This is a genomic window from Nonomuraea roseola, from assembly GCF_039535395.1.
Lineage (GTDB): Bacteria > Actinomycetota > Actinomycetes > Streptosporangiales > Streptosporangiaceae > Nonomuraea > Nonomuraea roseola.
This window is the reverse complement of the sequence record NZ_BAAAXC010000008.1, coordinates 175,702-191,902: the sequence shown is the minus strand read 5'-3', so window position 1 is coordinate 191,902 and position 16,201 is coordinate 175,702. Positions and strand designations below refer to the sequence as shown.

Sequence of the window (16,201 nt, the reverse complement as noted above, 5' to 3'; positions counted from 1 at the left end):
GGGTAACGTTGGGGGGTGCGTTTCGGAGTGCTGGGCCCCCTGGAGGTGCGGACGTCAGATGGGCGGCCTGTCCTTGTTCGTGAGACCCGGGTCCGCACCCTCCTGACCGCGCTGCTGGTACACAGGGGTCAGGCCGTCTCGGTAGACCGGCTCATCGACGTGCTGTGGGGTGACGCACCCCCGGCGAACGATGTCCGTACATTGCGGTCGAAGATCTCGCTGCTGCGGCGCACCCTTGAGGACGCCGAGCCGGGCGGCCGCGACCTGATCGAGTCCCAGGCTCCGGGATACGCGCTGCGGGTGGAAGACGACGCGCTCGACGCCGGACGCTTCGAGACGCTGCTGCGCCGCGCCCGGACGGTCAGCGGCGACCCGCGCGCCAAGGCCCGGCTGCTCGGTCAGGCCACGAGGCTGTGGCGGGGCACGACGGCGTTCGCCGACCACGCCGATGAGGAGTTCGTACGCGCCGAGGCCCGGCGGCTCGAAGAGCATCGCCTGGCCGCGCTCGAAGAGCTCGCCGAGGCGCGACTGCAGCTCGGTGAGCACACGCTGCTGGCGGGCGAGCTGGCCGACCTCGTCGCCGCGCATCCGCTGCGCGAGCGGCTGCGGGCGGCGCATGTCCGTGCCCTGTATCTCGCGGGCCGGCAGGACGAGGCGCTGGCCAGTCTTGGCGAGCTACGCGACCGGCTGCGCGATGATCTCGGTCTCGATCCCGGCCGCGAGCTGGCCGAGCTGCACCAGGCGATCCTGCGGCAGGACATCGCCCTCGTCCCTCCCGCGCCCGAGGGCGTGCCGCCCGGCAACCTGCCCGCGCCGCTGACGGACCTGATCGGGCGCGCCGAGGAGGTGCGGCGGATCGAAGCGCTGCTCGCATCCAAGCGGCTGGTGACGCTGACCGGAGCCGGCGGGGTCGGCAAGACGCGGCTTGCGCTGGAAGCAGCCGCGCGCCGGGTCGAGGAGTTCGCAGACGGCGTCTGGCTGGTGGAGCTCGCCACCGCCCACACCGCCGTGGACGTGCACGAGGCCCTCGCGGCGGTGCTCGGCCTGCGAGATGACCTGCACGCCCCCGTACGCTCCCTGCCCAGCCAGCTCGCCGACGCCCTCGCGAGCCGGAACATGCTGCTCGTGCTGGACAACTGTGAGCACGTCGTCGAGCCGGTCGCCGACTTGGCCGCACGGCTGCTGCGCGCCGCGCCCGCACTGCGCGTCCTGGCCACCAGCCAGGAGCCGCTCGCGGTCGCCGGCGAACAACTATGGCCCGTCGCGCCCCTGGATCTGCCCGGACCGGACGCGGACCGGGTGGAACATTCGAACGCGGTGCGGCTCTTCGTCGCCCGCGCCACCGCCGCCGCACCCGGCTTCCGCCTCCAACCGGACAACGCGCAGGCCGTCGCCACGATCTGCCATCGCCTCGACGGCATTCCGCTCGCGCTGGAGATGGCCGCCGCCCGCGTGCGGCTCATGCCGGTGGCCGACCTCGCCGCCCGGCTCGACGACCGCTTCCAGGTGCTCACCGCGACCCTGCGTGCCACCCCGGCGCGGCAGCGCACGCTGCGCGCCACCATCGACTGGAGCTGGAGTCTGCTCGGCCAGCCGGAACAGATCGTGCTGCGCCGCCTGGCCGCGTGCGCCGACGGCTGCACGCTGGAGGCCGCCGAGACGGTCTGCGCCGATGAGCGGGTGCGCCGCGACGACGTCCTCGACCTGCTCGGACGCCTCGGCGACCGGTCCCTGGTCATTCAGCAGAACGGCCGCTACCGGCTGCTGGAGTCGGTCGCGGCCTATTGCACGGAGAGGCTTGCCGAGGCGGGCGACAAGGACGACCAGCGCACCCGTGACCGGCACCTCGCCCACTACGTCGACTTCGCCGAGCACGCTGACGCCCACCTCCGGGGCCGCGAGCAGCGACTGTGGTTGCAGCGCCTGGAGGCAGAGGCAGCCAATGTCCGCGCCGCCCTGGCCCATGCCGTACGCCGCGACTTCGCCGACGCGGCGCTGCGACTGGTCAACGCCCTCGCGTGGTTCTGGTTCCTGCGCGGCCGGTTCACCGAGGCGCGGCGCTCGCTCGACCTCGCGCTGTCGACCGGCGGCGACCCCGAGCGGAAGGCGGCCGCCAGGGCCTGGCGAGCCGGCATGTCGCTGCTCCTGCTCGATACCCCCGAGACCGACGGCCGAGCCGTGTTGCAGCTGTACGACACCATCGCGGACCCGGCCGGACAGGCCCGCGCGCGGTGGTTCATCGCGTTGGGCAGGGCCGGGTACGGCGATCCCAGGGCGACGCTCGAACTCGCCGACCGCGCACATGCCGGCTTCGACGGCCTGGGGGACCGCTGGGGCGCCGCGGCGGCGTTGTCGGTCCGCGCCGAAGTACTCCTCTACCAGGGCGAGCTGGACCACGCGCGCGCGGACGCCCGGCAGGCGAAGGCGCTGTTCCACGAGCTCGGCGACGGGTGGGGTCAGCTGCAGGCCGCTTACATCCTCGGGGATCTGTCCGAAATGACCGGCGACTACGACGGGGCCGAACACCTGCGCCAGGAAGGCCACCTGCTCGCCCACGACCTCGAACTGTGGAACGACGCGTCCAAGATGCTGGCGCGGCTGGGCCGCACCGCCCTGCTCACCGGCGATCTCGACCGTGCAGTGGACCTCCACGAACGCGCCAGGCGGCTGGCCGCGGCGCACGCCTACCGGCGCGGGGAGGAATTCGCCGAGGTCGGCCTGGGGCTCGTGGCCCGCCGCCAAGGCAGACTGGACGACGCCGAGAGTCACCTTCGCGCCTGGCTCGACTGGTGCCGCAGCTGGGAAAGCGACCACGGAGTGGCGCTCATCCTGGCCGAGCTCGGCTTCATCGCCGAGCAGCGCGGAGACGCCGACACCGCCAGGAAACTCCACCAGGAAGGACTCGACCACGCCAGCCGCACCGACGACCCGCGCGCGCTCGCCCTCGCCTTCGAGGGCCTCGCAGGGGCCGAGGCCCTCGCCGGCGCTCACACGCAAGCGGCACGGCTACTCGGAGCGGCCGCCGCAGCCAGGGACGCGGTACGCACGCCGCTGCCCGCCGCCGAACGCGGCGATGTCGACCGCATCACCACGATCGTCCGTGCCGGACTGACACCGCAGGCGTACGACCACGCCTTCCAACAGGGATCCGGAGACGTCCCCGCGCCGGCCGCCGGCCCGTAGCGCCGTGTCAGACACCGGTCTTCTATGGCCGAGCCTGTCGGAGTCGGCCAAGGAGTGGATGGCACGCCTCGCCGCGGGCGTCCGTCATCGCCACGGCCATCGCCTGCGCGGTGACGTCATCGAGCATCTGCCCGCGGCTCCGCCAGCCGTACCGCAGGCGCCAGATCGGCGATCTCGCTGCGGAACCGGACGACATCAGACCGCAGGAACGCCACCTGGCGGTTGGGGACACGTCCGGGAGCGGAGGGCCGGCATCGAGTACCCGACCAGCCCGGACCCGCAACGGGCACGCCCTACGTTCTCAAGATCGGCTCATGGCCGGTTTTACCCCCGATGCTGGCCAGGGTGCGGATGGCGTCGGTGATGGCCAGCCGCGGTGGGCGGCGCAGGTCGTGGCTCAGAAGCCGGCGGTCGCGGGTGTGCGGACGTCAGGTCGCTGCGCCGCTTGACCCTGACGCAGGGTCAATCTCTCAGCATGGCGGCATGACCACGGAAACCAGTGCAGGCGAGGTCGCCGGACTGCGCAAGTCGTACGGCGAGCACGACGATGATGGAGAGCGGGCGGAGAGGGGCGACAGGACGATGCGGCACTTCACGATCCACCACGACGGCGTCACGATCCCAGTGTCTCGCGACGGACAGGGACGACCGCTGGTCCTGTGCCCTGGGCTGAACTCGACACAGGCCGACCTGCGCGAGCTGGCCGAGCTGCTGCGGCGCGACCACGACGTGGTGACCTTCGACCTGCGAGGACATGGCCTCGCCTCGGCCGCCGACCGGTACTCCTTCGAGGCCTTCCTCAGCGATCTGGTCGCAGTGATGGCGGAGCTGGGAAACCTCGGCCTGCCCGCGGCACCCGTGCTGGTGGGCTACTCGTTGGGCGCTGACCTCGCCGTCCACTATGCCTCCGAGCATCCTGACGCCGTCGCCGAGCTTGTTCTCATCGACGGGGCGAACCCGGTGCCCGAACCGTTCATCACCGATGCCGTCCTGCCGGCGTTCCGCGCCATGTGGGAGGATCTGGCGACGCAGCAGGAGGCCGAGCGGGGCACCGCGCGTCAGGTGTTGCTCACCGCCCAGGAGATTCTCGACCTGAACCTCGAGATCGATGTGATCCGGTCCGAGATTCTCGACCGGTACAGGAAAGTCGACCGGCCCATCAGCATGATCATGTCGACCTCGATGGCCGGCGACAGCGGCGAAGGGCCCGCGCCCCGGTTCAACCAGAACTGGCGTGCTGGCGTCGAGCGGCTTGTCCGCGAGCACCCGCACATCGCCACCACCTGGCTCGACGCCGACCACCAGCTGGTCTTCACCCATGCCCCGGAAATCGCCCAGATCATACGTAGTGCAGCAGGCTCAGCCGGCCGGGCGACCTCTTGAGCAACTCCTGGAGACTGGTCTGATGCTGACCACCGGCGAGCTGGCGTCGTACGCCGGAGTGACGGTGCGCGCGGTGCGGCACTACCACGCCAAGGGGCTGCTGCCGGAGCCCGAGCGGGACCATTCTGGCTACCGCAGATACGACGCAGGCGCCGTGGTCGAGCTGATCAAGATCAGGACCCTTGCCGAGGCCGGGGTCCCGCTGACGCGGGTGCGGGAGCTTCTGCGGTCCGGTGAGGAGGAGTTCGCCGCGGCGGTCGCGGACATCGACAGGCGGCTGCGGGCGGAGATCCGGGAGCGGCAGCGGCACCGCGAGCGGATCGCCCGGCTCGCCTCCGGGGACAGCCTGGCGCTGCCCCCTGAGGTGGTCGAGTATCTCAACCGGCTGCGGACGCTCGGGGTCGACGAGCGGATCGTCCAGGCCGAGCGTGACGGCTGGATCCCGCTGGCCGCGCACTCACCCGCGCGAGTCCCGGAGTGGATGGCACGCAAGCGGGAGCAGATCGCCGACCCGCGGCTCGTCGACTTCTACCTCACTCTGAGCCAGGCTCTCGATCGAGCCGACGACGACCCGCGGCTGGTCGAGCTGGCCGACAAGCTGGCCGCCTACCTCACGCGTATGGCCGACGAGCGGGGCGAGGACTATGTCGACGACACCGATATGGAGTCACCGCTTGTCAAGCTCATGGACACGCTGGCGTTCGACACTGTGCGGCCGGCGCGTCGGCTGATCGAGCTGCTGAAGCAGCGAGGCTGGACAGGCTGGACCAAGCTCGAGCGCGTGGACCCCACACCGGGTACGGCTCCCCGGTAGTGGCGGTCCGGGCAGGATGCGCGGAGGGACCCCGGCGACGTGGTCTCCACCTTTCCGCCGCCGTGGGCGCGGTTGCCGTGACCCCTGGTGTCGCTGCCGAGCACGAGGATGTTCAGCTCCGCTGCCGCGACCTTCGCCGGTCGCGGCCCGGTCGGCATCGGGGCTGTGCGCAGGCCGCTGTCGAGCTGCCGGTAGAACCCGCCGAGCGTGGCAGCCCCGACCCCTGCCACTGCGAGCAGCAGCCACTTCCAGCGCATCAGACCTGGTACCCGGGTTCAGCCGGTCGAGCCGCCAGCCACTCGGAGGTACGGCGCAGCCCCTCGCGCAGAGGCACCCGCGGCTCCCACCCCGTCAGCGCCCTGGCCTTGGAGTTGTCGCAGAGTAGCCGCTCCACCTCGCTGCCGCGCGGCCGCATCCGGTCGGTGTCGGCCACGACCTGGGCGTCCGAGCCGGTCGTCTCGATCAGCAGCTCGACCAGGTCGCCGATGGAGATCTCCTGGCCGGAGCCGATGTTGACGACCATGCCCAGCGTCTTGCCGGAGCGCGCGACGGCCAGGAAGCCCCTGGCGGTGTCCTCGGCGAAGGTGAAGTCGCGGGTGGGGGTGAGCGCGCCCAGCCTGATCTCCCGGGCGCCCGCGTGCAGCTGCGACAGGATCGCCGGGATCACCGCCCGCGCCGACTGCCTGGGACCGTAGACGTTGAACGGCCGCACCACGGAGACCGGCAGTTCGAAGGCGTGCCAGTAGGACAGGGCCATCATGTCCGCGCCGATCTTGGAGGCGGAGTACGGCGACTGCGGCTGCAGCGGGTGCTCCTCGGTGATCGGGGCGAACCTGGCCGTGCCGTACACCTCGCTGGTGGAGGTGTGCACGAGCCGCGAGACGCCGTGCCTGCGGCAGGCCTGCACCACATTGTGCGTGCCGGTGACGTTCGTGGCGACGTAGGACTCCGGCGCCTGGTAGCTGTAAGGGATGCCGATCAGCGCGGCCAGGTGGAAGACGGTGTCGCAGCCGGAGACGGCGGCCATGACCAGCCCGGCGTCGCGCACGTCACCGGCGACGACCTCCACGTCCTTGCCCGCCAGATGACCGCGCGAGCCGTACGGTTTGTAGTGTGCCAGCGCCCGCACCTCGACGCCCTCGGCCAGCAGCAGGTCCACGAGCGTGCTGCCGATGAAGCCCTCCGCGCCGGTGACAAGGACCTTCTTCACTTGATCAACTCCAGCGTCCAGGCCGCCAGCCTGTCGGCCGCGTCGAGATGTGGGCTGTGGCCACCGGCGGACCTGGCGGACAGCGACGAGAGCGCCCGCTCCAGCGCCGCGCCGGACAGCTCGTGGTCGGGCAGTACCACCGCGTCCTTGAGCGTCATGGCGTTGCGGGTCTGGTGGTCGTGCGGTGCGTGCGGGTAGGGCACGAGGACGGCGGGCACCCCGCACACGTCGAGCTCGGCCACGGTCGACGACCCGGACCTGCACACCATGGCGTCGGCCGCTGCGTAGACCAGATCCATGCGGTCCAGGTACGGCACGGCCGTGGCCAGGTGCGCGGCGCCGAGGGCGGCCAGCCGGTCGTTGAGCACGTCGGCGCCCTCTGCCCCTGCCTTGATCACCAGGCGCACGTCCCGCCGGTCACGCCAGCGCCCGGCCAGCTCGACGGCCGCCGCGTTCAGCCGGACGGCTCCCGCGCTCCCGCCGTTCACGATGATCAGCCGGGTGCCCTCGGCCACGCCGTACGCCTGCCTGGCCTCGGCCCGGGAGCCGCCCAGCAGGCCGGGCATGAGCGGCATGCCCACCACGCGCCCGGCCAGCCCGTCGGACGGCATGGCCAGCGCGACGTGGGAGGTGAGCGCGGCGGAGAAGCGGTTGGACCGGCCGGGCACCGCGTTCGACTCGTGTACCAGCGCCGGGACGCCGGCGAGCCGGGCCCCGGCGATCAGCGGCGCGCTGGAGTAGCCGCCCATGCCGACCACGACCCCGGCGCCCACGCGTCGGATCAGGGCGCGGCACTGCAGCGAGGCACGGGCCAGCGCCAGGGGGAAGCGCAGCGCCTGGCTGCGGATCATCGGAACCATGTCCACGGTGTGCAGCGGGTATCCGGTGATCAGGCGCCCTTCAAGGCCCCGGATCGTGCCGACGAAGTCGATGCGCGCGCCAGGCCTGGCGCGCAGGATCGCGGCGGCCAGGGCGAGTCCCGGGTAGATGTGTCCGCCGGTGCCGCCGGCGCCGATGAGGATCGACGGTCGCGTGTGGGCGCTCGTGCTTTGCAGATCTTCCTGAAGCAGCATGCGGCCACTGTGCTGGGCTGCGATAAGAGAAAACTAAGAAGGTAATCTCGGCCGAATGCGGGTTCTTGTGGTCGATGATGACGCCGGGGTCGCCGAGGCGGTTTCCACCGCGTTGGAGCTCGACGGCTACCAGGTCGCCGTGGCCCGTGATGGGCGCGAGGGTCTCGCCATGACCATCGACTGGCAGCCGGACGCGATGATCGTCGACGTGCTGATGCCGGTGCTCGACGGGCTGGCCCTCTGCCGCCGCCTACGGGCCGAGGGCGACCGGGTGCCGATTCTCATGCTGACCGCCCGCGACGCGGTCGTCGATCGGATCGACGGGCTCGACGCGGGGGCCGACGACTACCTGGTCAAGCCGTTCGACGTCGACGAGCTGCTGGCCAGGCTGCGCGCGCTGCTGCGGCGCGCCTACCCGGCGACGCCTGACGTGCTGGCCTTCAGCGATCTCACGCTCGACACCCGCACCCGGCAGGGCAGGCGCGCCGGGCGGATCATCGACTTCACCAGGACCGAGTTCGCGTTGCTCGAACTGCTGATGGCCAACGCGGGCCAGGTGCTCACCCGCGAGCTGATCGTGGACAGGGTCTGGGGCTACGACCTCGACCCCTCGACCAACTCGCTGGAGGTCTACGTCGGTTACCTGCGACGCAAGCTGGGCGAGCCCAGGCTGGTGCACACCGTGCGCGGGCTCGGATACGTGTTGCGCGATGCTTAGCCACCCGCCCATCAGGGCCCGCCTGGCGGCGACAGCCGCGCTCGCCGTGGCTGTCGTGGTCATCGCGGTCACCGCCGCCGCCTACCTGATCGTCGGCAGGGAGCTCAACCGCGAGCTGGACCTCAGCCTGGTGCGCGGCTCCACGCGGGTACAACTGCAGATCAAGGCGGGCAACCGGCCCCAGCCGACCGAGTGCGCCCACTTGTCGTCGCCGGGGTGCGTGCAGCTCCTCGAGCCGTCGGGCGAGGTGGTCGACCCGGTGGAGGGGACGCCTGCCGTACCTCCTCAGGCTCGCCAGGTGGCGCGCGGCGAGAAAGGGCCGCTGTTCGTCAACGGCACCCTCGGCGGCGAGCCGATCCGCAGCTACGTCGCGTCCCTGCAGGGTGGCGGTGCGGTGATGGTGTCCGTGCGCTCGGACACCGCCGACCGCGGGATGAAGCGGATCGGCACCGCGCTGCTGGTGCTGGGCGGTGGCGGGGTGTTGCTGGCGGCGTTCGCCGGCTACGTGGTGGCCCGTACCGGGTTGCGGCCCATCTCCAGGCTGACCTCGGTCGCCGAGACGATCGCCGCCACCGGAGATCCTTCGCATCGCATCGAGGTGCGCGGCAATGACGAGGTGGCCAGGTTGTCAGCCAGCTTCAACACCATGCTGGCGGAGCTGGACCGCTCGGTCAGCGCGCAGCGGCAGCTCGTCGCCGATGCCTCGCACGAGCTGCGCACCCCGCTGACCGCGCTGCGCGCCAACGCCGGACTTCTCGACCGCGACCTGTCCGCTGAGCAGCGCGCCCGCGTCGGCGGCGCGCTGCGCAGGCAGTCGATGGAGCTGTCGGCGCTGGTCAACGACCTCATCGAGCTGGCGCGCGGAGAGGAGAGGCCGACCGACCTGGAGGAGCTGCGGCTGGAGGCGCTGGTGGCCGACTGCGTGGCCAGGGCGCGGCGCAACTGGCCCGCTGTCTCCTTCGCCGTCGACCTCGAGGAGATGTCGCTGGTCGGCGTGCGCGCGAGACTGGCTCGCGCGGTGAACAACCTCCTCGACAACGCGGCCAAGTTCGGTGACGACAGGGTGGAGGTGCGGCTGCGTGCAGGCGAGTTGTCGGTGCGTGACTACGGGCCTGGCATCGCGCCCGAGGACCTGTCGCGCATCTTCGACAGGTTCTACCGCTCGCGCGCAGCCAGAGGGCTGCCTGGCTCCGGGCTGGGGCTCGCGATCGTGCAGCAGGTCGCGCAGGCTCATGGTGCTCAGGTCACCGCTGAGAACGCGCCAGGCGGCGGCACGGTGATCCGTCTCAGCTGGCCTCCAGCGTAGCTGACCTGCGTTCAGCCCCGTCTTGTGGCCAGAAGTTCGCGTCCGCGCTCCGGCGTGATCAGGCGGACGGCCCGGGGGTCGGCCAGCAGGGCGATCGGTGCGAGATGGTCCTCGTGCAGCGGCCGCCAGTGGACGAGGGCGTCGCGCAGACGCGGCCAGGCGTCCTCGCCGGCGTCAAGAGCGGCGTGCGCGGCCACGTCGAACTCCGGGTTGCCGAAGCAGAGCCGGAACCCCGGCTCTTTCTGGCGCGCCTGATGACGGCCGAGCAGGTGCTTGACCCGCTGTGGGCCGCGGTCGCGCAGGAACTGGAGCGTGGAACCGGAGCCGAAGCGGCGGGCCCGTTCGTGCGCGGCGAACAGCAGCGGCAGGGCCTGCGCGGCGAACAGGTCCTCGTCGAGGGTCCACGACCGGCTGTCGCTGTTCGTGAGCAGCCGGTAGAACGGGTCGTCGTCCTCCTCCCTCAACAAGGTCCGCATCTGGAAGCGCAAGAACGAGGCGCGGTCGCGGCCGAAACGCGCGGCCTGCGCGAACACGGCCAGCGGGCGGTCGACCTCGCCGCGCAGGCTCGCCAGCCGGGCGTCCTCGACCTTGGCGTCCCACTCACGCTGGGTCTCGCATTGGGGGCGGTCGAGGGCGTGGAATCCGGCGTAGAAGTCGTACATCTTTTCGTAGAACGAGCCGTACCGGTCGGGGCCCATGGCCGTCCACGAGAACACGTCGTAGGCCGCCCATTCACCGCGCTCGTCGACGTCGCCCGGGTCGAGGTAGACGACGCCGGCGTCCGCCTCCAGGGAGATCAGCAACGATCGTGCCGCGGCGGGCTCTGCGTCCTCCTCATCCCAGTCGGCGTAGGCCTCGGCCCACACCGGCTCCAGGTCGGTCAACCAGCCGATCTCCTCGGTGCCGCGTAGGCTCCAGACGAAGTTGCCCGCGTGCCGCCAGCCGTTGGTGACCAGCAAGAACTCCCGGAATGATGGGGGGCAGCACGCACCCCAGACGCGCCTCCAATGCCCGTACCTCGTCCTCGGTGGCGGGCGGGGACCCGAGCCAGGGTTCGCCGTCCGGCTCCTCGTCGGGGTGGGCGATGCGCCACTCCTCGCTCCAGCGCTGGAGGAACGGCTTCCATGCGTGACGGTCCACGGCGGGCTCCTACGATGTCGCACGATTTGGTCCCGCGAATTCCATCAGGTGCCACCGACATCGCCGGGTGCCGGGCGATGGCGTCCATCATGCGACCCATGACGCGAGGGAGCGCAGCGGGCGTGCCGTGTTGCACGGGACGTTCGCTCGGGGGTTGCGGTGCCGGGTCTTGGCCATGATCAGGTGCAGCGGGACCTTCTGTTCACCCAGGAAGGTGGCGGCGCTGTGGCGCAGCTGGTGACGTTCCAGTCCGTCGTCGGTCTCGTGACGGTGTAGGTGCGCAGCATGATGCGGGCGGGATCTGGTGCGGCGCCCACGAAAGGCTGGTGGCCCGGCAGAACGGCCGGGCCACCAGCCGGGCTGGGTCAGGTACCTGGGTCGAAGTCGCCGTCTTCGTTCCACTGCCTGACCACCGTGTAGTACACGCCCGCTAGCGCGACGCACTCGGGGTTGGCGTGCCGGATCTGCACATCACAGGCCCGGTACATGTCCGCCAGCATGAGCCGGTCAAGCCGCAGCTTCCTGTTGTAGTTCCATTTGCCGATCGCCTTGTAGTTGCGATAGCCGAAGTCGTGCCGTGCGCACGAGCTGCGCCAGTCGACGCGCTGGTAGGGAATCAGCCGCAGCACCGGCCGGTCGACGGCCCACGAGCACAGGTCGTTGCTCCAGTCGAAGTCGTAGCCGTCGTACAGGGTGCCGGCGTTGCTGGGATACACCGACAGCCAGGTGTTCCAGCTGGCTGTGGTGTTCTCGGTGAGGGAGGCCAGTGCCCACTCCATCGTGGGCAGGATCCGTACGGTCTCCACTCCCGAGTGCGGGCCCTCCCCTGCCATGTTCACGGCCGACACCTTGGCTTCGTACCGGCCGGGCGGCAGATACTTCAGGTCGATGGAGAAATTCGCGATCGGGTACTTCGCCCTGGTCCAGCTGGCGCTGCCGTATGGACGGTAGTACAGCCAATAGAAGACGTGATGGTTGATGGGACCCGGCAGGACCCAGCTCAGGTGGGCGTACCCGATCCGGGCGGACCCGATGGGAGTGCTGGGTTGCGGGGGCAGCGAGACCCGAGGGCCCCCGGTGACGGCGGCGCTGGGCTGGCTTTCCCCCGCAGCGTTGAGGGCGACGATCCGGAAGTCGTAGTCGTAGCCGTTCCACAGGGGATAGGTGATGGTCGCTTCGTTGGACACTGCCGGGTAGTTCAGCCGGTACCAGGTGCCGGTTCCCGCCGATTTGAACTCCACCCAGTAGAAGTCCTCGGTGGAGTTGCGCGTCCAGTGCAGCTCGACGCCGTGGTCCCTGCTCGCGATCGTGAGTCCTGTCGGGCGCGAAGGCGGTGAGAATCCGGGGGCCGCCCTGACCACGTTCGTCGGGGAGCTGGCACCGGTCTGGTTCTCCGCTACGACGCGGAACTCGTACTCGAAGCCGTTCCACAGCGGCTTCGTCACCCGGTACGTAGTGTCGAGGGTCGGGTAGGGCAGGTTGTACCAGGTGCTCCTGCCGACGGAACGGAACTGCACCCAGTAGTAGACGGCAGGGTGGTCCAGGCTGTTCACCCAGTCCAGGTCCACGTAGCCGTTGCCCCTCCCGGTGACCGTCAGGTCCGACGGTGGCCGGGGCAGTTCGGCCGCAGCCGCAGCCGCGAGCTTCTTGGTGGAAATGGCCGTCGGGTTGAGCATCGCGCCAGGGCCCGCCGCCGCTGCGGCACCTTGGACGGTGACGCGTACGGGGTCGGACGGAAGCCCGTCTCCGGCGCTGTTGGTTCCTGTGATCCTGAAGTCGTACTGGTGTCCAGCGGTGAAGGGACCCACATGCGCCGCGGGGCCCGTCGCCGGGTACTCCAGCCGCGTGTCGGTGCTCTGGCCGGCGGTGATGTCACGGTGACTGACCCAGTAGAACGCGCCGTCGATCGGCGTCCAGGCGAGCTTGACGGTGCCGTCCGCCTGAGCCTGCGCCGTCACGCCGGTGACCTTCGCGGGCTTGGGCGGTTGGGGCTTGGCCTGTACCGTGCCGCTCGCCGGACCCTCGCCCGCCTGGTTGATGCCCGAGACCTTGTATTCATAGGTGTGGCCGTTGGCCAGACCTTCCAACGAGGCCGACGGCACCGAGGTCGGATAGGGCAGGCGGGTGAACCCGCTCTCCCCCGCCGTGATGTCACGCTGGTAGACCCAGTGCATCTGCGCGCCGACCGATGGTGTCCACGTCAGCTTGACCGTGCCTGAGCCTGCTTCGGCCTTCAGCCCGGTCGGCGCGCCGGGCGGGGTGACCTTCGCGGTGGCGGTGACGACCGCGCCGGCGGGGCCTTCACCGCCGTCGCCGACCGCCGCGACCTTGAACTCGTAGACGTTGCCATCGTTCAGGTCATTCAGCGTGGCGGTGGTCGCGTCGAAGGGCTGGTGGTAGCGGGAGAACTGCTCGTGCCCGAAGGTGACGTCCCTGCGGTAGACCCAGTAGCTCTTGGCCCGCTCAGCAGCGCTCCATGACAGCTTGATCGAGCCGTCGCTCTGCGGGGTGGCAGTCAGGCCGATCACGGCTGCCGGTGGAGCCAGCCGTACCGTGGCAGTCGCGACCGCGCTCGGCGGGCCTTCGCCACCGTCGTTGGCAGCGGTCACCTTGAACTCGTAGGCGTGGCCGTTGAACAGTTCGGTGAGGGTGGTGGTCTGGCCGCTCACCGGGAAGGGGTGGCGGGTGAAGCCCGTCGCGCCCGAGGTCACGTCCCGCAGGTGGATCCAGTGGTTCACGGCGCCGCCCGGCGGGGCCGTCCAGGCCAGCTTCACAGAACCGTCGGCCAGCGCGGTCGCGCTGAGGTTCTGCGGCGCGGCGGGTGCTTGGAAGGCCACCTTGGCCTGTACGAGGTTCGAGGGCGGGCTTTCGCCCACCTGATTGTAGGCGGTCACCTTGAACTCGTAGGTATGCCCGATCTGGAGGCCGACGATGGTCCCGGTGACGGCGTAGGGGTCGTCGAGCGGGTGTTCGGTGAAGACGGTCTCGCCCTCGGTGACGTCCCTGCGGTACAGGCGGTAGTTCGTTCCAGGCTCGGACATGGTCCAGGCCACCTTGACTTCGCCCGCCTGACCCGCCGTCGCCGTGAGCCCGGTGGGCGACGGCGGTACGACCAGCCGGCCTGTCGCGCTGGCGGGTGTGGAGGCCGGCCCCTCCGTACCGTTCTGGTTGATGGCCCGGATTTGATAGGCGTAGGTGTGGCCGTCCTTGACGAATGGGTCACCGTACTGCGTGGACGTGGCGGGGTTGCCGGTTCTGGTGAAGTGCGTCTGTCCGAGGGTGAGGTTCTTCTTGTACACCCAGTAGTTGAGGTTGGTGCCGCTGGGCGCGCTCCAGGTCAAATGGTTGATGCCGTCGCTGCCCGCGCGCACCTTGAGGTCGGTGGGAGCGCCCGGCGCCGGGGTCGGGTCCGACACCTTGGGCGGCCAGGCGATCTCCTTGAACCTGGGCCGGTAGATCCGCACGTCCCGGTAGTGGTCCTCGCCGTTCCAGGCGTTGACGTCGTAGGAAAGGAACAGCTCGCCCGGATCGGCCAGCTCGGGATGGTGACGGCCGACGTAGATGAACTGCGATCTGTTGCTGACCTCGGGCTCGGGGGCTTCGTAGAGGTAGGTGGGCCCGGAGAAGGGACCGGTCGGCGAGTTGGACGCGTAGGCCACGATCCAGCCGCTGAAGACGTCGTTGTTCTCCTGCGTGACCATGACGTACTGGCTACCGATCTTGCTGACCGACATGCCCTCGCCCACGCCGCTGTGCAACCTGGCCGAGTCGGACTCCCTGTCCGACCAGCCGGATCCCGTCCAGTACTGCCAGGGGCCGCCCAGCTCGCCTGCCGGAGCGCGGGCCACGTGCGCGAACTTGGCCCCTTCCGCGTACTCGCTGCCGTAAATGTAGGTGAAGCCGCCCTCTTCCAGAAGAGCCGACCCCCAGCCCATGTCGGCGTTGACCGGGAGCATTCGTACCGAGGAAAGTGTCAGGTCGGGCAGCGTGAACGTGGCCAGGGCGGTGCCCTGCCTGGCGAATCCCAGGGGCGGGTTGTCCTCGGTCTTGATGTACCGGCCGTAGATGACCTTGAGCTGGTTTCCCTCGACCGTGCCGTCGCCGACCCAGAAGAAGTCGTCGGCGTGTTCTGGGGTGTCCACCAGCGCGGTGGGCGCCTGGGCGGTTCCGCCGTGCAGGGTGGGGCCGAGCGTCGTGCCGCTCTGCACGACCATTGAGTTGTTGATGAACGGGGCGTCGCGCGGGCGGGAGAAGTCGGCGTTCACCTCACCCAGGAAGGTGTCCGCGTAGATCCAGGCGATTCGCCCGTCAGGCAGCGGGATGGTGACGGTGGCGTCGCCGCCGGTCCAGTGCCCGCCTTGGTTGCCGTAGGCGCCCCACATCACGGCCATGTCGGTTGCCGGGATCGTGGCGGCGGCCGCCTGGGTGTTCGCGGAGGCCGGCGCGGGTGCCACCACCGGCGCCAGTAGAAGAGCCGTGGACAGGAAGGTCGCTAGTAATCGTCGAATTCTGGGCATGGGGCAGCTCCGGATGGCGTGAATCGGGGGGTACCAGAGGAGGTGAGCGCGATCTGACACCAGAGGCTAAGGGATCTTTACCATTAGGGAGAAGACCTTTGTTCTGATTTATCAGGATGTCCGGACAAGATGCCCGTCGTTGATCTTTCCTTTGGGTGAAGCGGCAGGCTCATCAGCACCGGCTGGGGTGAGGAGGAGTGGCGCGACTGCTGACGAGCGGGGCGTTCGCGCAGGTGGCGCGGCTCTCGCCGAAGGCGTTGCGGCTCTACGACGAACTCGGACTGCTGGCGACCGGCAGCGGTGGACGGCGAGTCCGGATACCGGTTCTACGATCCGGCGCAGCTGGAGCGGGCCCGGTTGATCGCCTGACTTCGGCGGCTGGGCATGCCGTTGGCGCGGATCCGGTGGATCGTGGTCTTGGCCACAGCGCGGGCCTCGTCGGCGATCTCCTTGCGCATTGAAATGCCGACCGAGGAGACGGTGGCATCGGAGGAATGGCACCCCTGACCCGGACGGCGCCGGAAGTCGGCCGATCGCTTCCGTCCGTCGACTGTGTCGATGGCCGAAACCGTGGTCGACCCCTCCGAAGGGCAGCCGGTTGGGACGTACTTCTCGAAGGCCGGCCTCGACAGGCGCGGCCATTCGCCGGCTGGTCGAGCGTCGTGTCCAACTGACGGTCATCCTGCTGCCCGCCTACGCCCCCGAGCTGAACCCGGTCGAGGTTGTCTGGGCCCATCTGAAACGGTCCTTGGCCAACCTGGCCAAGAAGACCCTGAACGAACTCCGAGCCTGTGCGGGTTGGCAAGGGTGACCAACAGCATCGCCACGGCGCCGGCGGCCTGGCGTTGACGACGGAC

The 16,201-nt window shown here is 70.0% G+C and carries 11 protein-coding genes; 7 read left to right on the top strand and 4 right to left on the bottom strand.

All coding sequences use genetic code 11. The features are described from left to right. Positions 1-15 precede the first annotated feature (15 nt). From ABFX55_RS09225 to ABFX55_RS09215, 3 genes are all read left to right on the top strand, one after another. The gene (locus ABFX55_RS09225; protein WP_346119555.1) at positions 16-3,183 is read left to right on the top strand and encodes an AfsR/SARP family transcriptional regulator; all 3,168 of its coding nucleotides are present in this window, start codon (positions 16-18) and stop codon (positions 3,181-3,183) included. 333 nt (positions 3,184-3,516) lie between these two features. Further along, entirely contained in the window at positions 3,517-4,566 is a 1,050-nt protein-coding gene (locus ABFX55_RS09220; RefSeq protein ID WP_346119554.1) for an alpha/beta fold hydrolase, read from the top strand. A gap of 22 nt (positions 4,567-4,588) precedes the next feature. Continuing rightward, complete coding sequence (locus ABFX55_RS09215) at positions 4,589-5,380, top strand: MerR family transcriptional regulator (RefSeq protein ID WP_346119552.1); 792 nt, start codon at positions 4,589-4,591, stop codon at positions 5,378-5,380. Positions 5,381-5,636: 256 nt separating this feature from the next. On the opposite strand, the gene ABFX55_RS09210 is transcribed toward ABFX55_RS09215, so the two are convergent. Then, positions 5,637-6,590, bottom strand: coding sequence for a GDP-mannose 4,6-dehydratase (locus ABFX55_RS09210; protein ID WP_346119550.1), 954 nt, complete (start codon positions 6,588-6,590; stop codon positions 5,637-5,639). Next, positions 6,587-7,663, bottom strand: coding sequence for a UDP-N-acetylglucosamine--N-acetylmuramyl-(pentapeptide) pyrophosphoryl-undecaprenol N-acetylglucosamine transferase (locus ABFX55_RS09205; protein WP_346119548.1), 1,077 nt, complete (start codon positions 7,661-7,663; stop codon positions 6,587-6,589). Before ABFX55_RS09205 ends, ABFX55_RS09210 begins: the two co-directional genes overlap by 4 nt. Positions 7,664-7,718: 55 nt before the next feature. Between ABFX55_RS09205 and ABFX55_RS09200 the strand changes: the two genes are divergently transcribed. Next, the gene (locus ABFX55_RS09200; protein ID WP_346119546.1) at positions 7,719-8,381 is read left to right on the top strand and encodes a response regulator transcription factor; all 663 of its coding nucleotides are present in this window, start codon (positions 7,719-7,721) and stop codon (positions 8,379-8,381) included. Continuing rightward, positions 8,374-9,687 (top strand): sensor histidine kinase, encoded by a 1,314-nt coding sequence (locus tag ABFX55_RS09195; RefSeq protein WP_346119545.1) that lies wholly within the window; start codon positions 8,374-8,376, stop codon positions 9,685-9,687. Before ABFX55_RS09200 ends, ABFX55_RS09195 begins: the two co-directional genes overlap by 8 nt. Positions 9,688-9,698: 11 nt before the next feature. Here the strand turns inward: ABFX55_RS09195 and ABFX55_RS09190 are convergent, their stop codons facing one another. Together ABFX55_RS09190 and ABFX55_RS09185 are read right to left on the bottom strand one after the other, a co-directional pair. Further along, on the bottom strand, positions 9,699-10,646 hold the full coding sequence (locus tag ABFX55_RS09190; RefSeq protein WP_346119543.1) for a hypothetical protein: 948 nt from the start codon (positions 10,644-10,646) through the stop codon (positions 9,699-9,701). 546 nt (positions 10,647-11,192) lie between these two features. After that, on the bottom strand, positions 11,193-15,344 hold the full coding sequence (locus ABFX55_RS09185; protein WP_346119541.1) for a phospholipase A2: 4,152 nt from the start codon (positions 15,342-15,344) through the stop codon (positions 11,193-11,195). A 197-nt stretch (positions 15,345-15,541) separates the two neighbouring features. On the opposite strand from ABFX55_RS09185, the gene ABFX55_RS09180 reads away from it, so the two are divergent. Next, on the top strand, positions 15,542-15,805 hold the full coding sequence (locus ABFX55_RS09180; protein ID WP_346119539.1) for a MerR family transcriptional regulator: 264 nt from the start codon (positions 15,542-15,544) through the stop codon (positions 15,803-15,805). Beyond that, positions 15,802-16,155, top strand: coding sequence for a transposase (locus ABFX55_RS09175; RefSeq protein ID WP_346119537.1), 354 nt, complete (start codon positions 15,802-15,804; stop codon positions 16,153-16,155). Before ABFX55_RS09180 ends, ABFX55_RS09175 begins: the two co-directional genes overlap by 4 nt. The last annotated feature ends 46 nt before the right edge of the window (positions 16,156-16,201 follow it).

What these genes read in the sequence shown, in the direction of transcription:
- ABFX55_RS09220 (WP_346119554.1), top strand. Translation starts at nt 3,517, where the DNA reads ATGCTGGCCAGGGTGCGGATGGCGTCGGTGATGGCCAGCCGCGGTGGG.
- ABFX55_RS09215 (WP_346119552.1), top strand. Translation starts at nt 4,589, where the DNA reads ATGCTGACCACCGGCGAGCTGGCGTCGTACGCCGGAGTGACGGTGCGC.
- ABFX55_RS09205 (WP_346119548.1), bottom strand. Translation starts at nt 7,663, where the DNA reads ATGCTGCTTCAGGAAGATCTGCAAAGCACGAGCGCCCACACGCGACCG.
- ABFX55_RS09200 (WP_346119546.1), top strand. Translation starts at nt 7,719, where the DNA reads ATGCGGGTTCTTGTGGTCGATGATGACGCCGGGGTCGCCGAGGCGGTT.
- ABFX55_RS09195 (WP_346119545.1), top strand. Translation starts at nt 8,374, where the DNA reads ATGCTTAGCCACCCGCCCATCAGGGCCCGCCTGGCGGCGACAGCCGCG.
- ABFX55_RS09185 (WP_346119541.1), bottom strand. Translation starts at nt 15,344, where the DNA reads ATGCCCAGAATTCGACGATTACTAGCGACCTTCCTGTCCACGGCTCTT.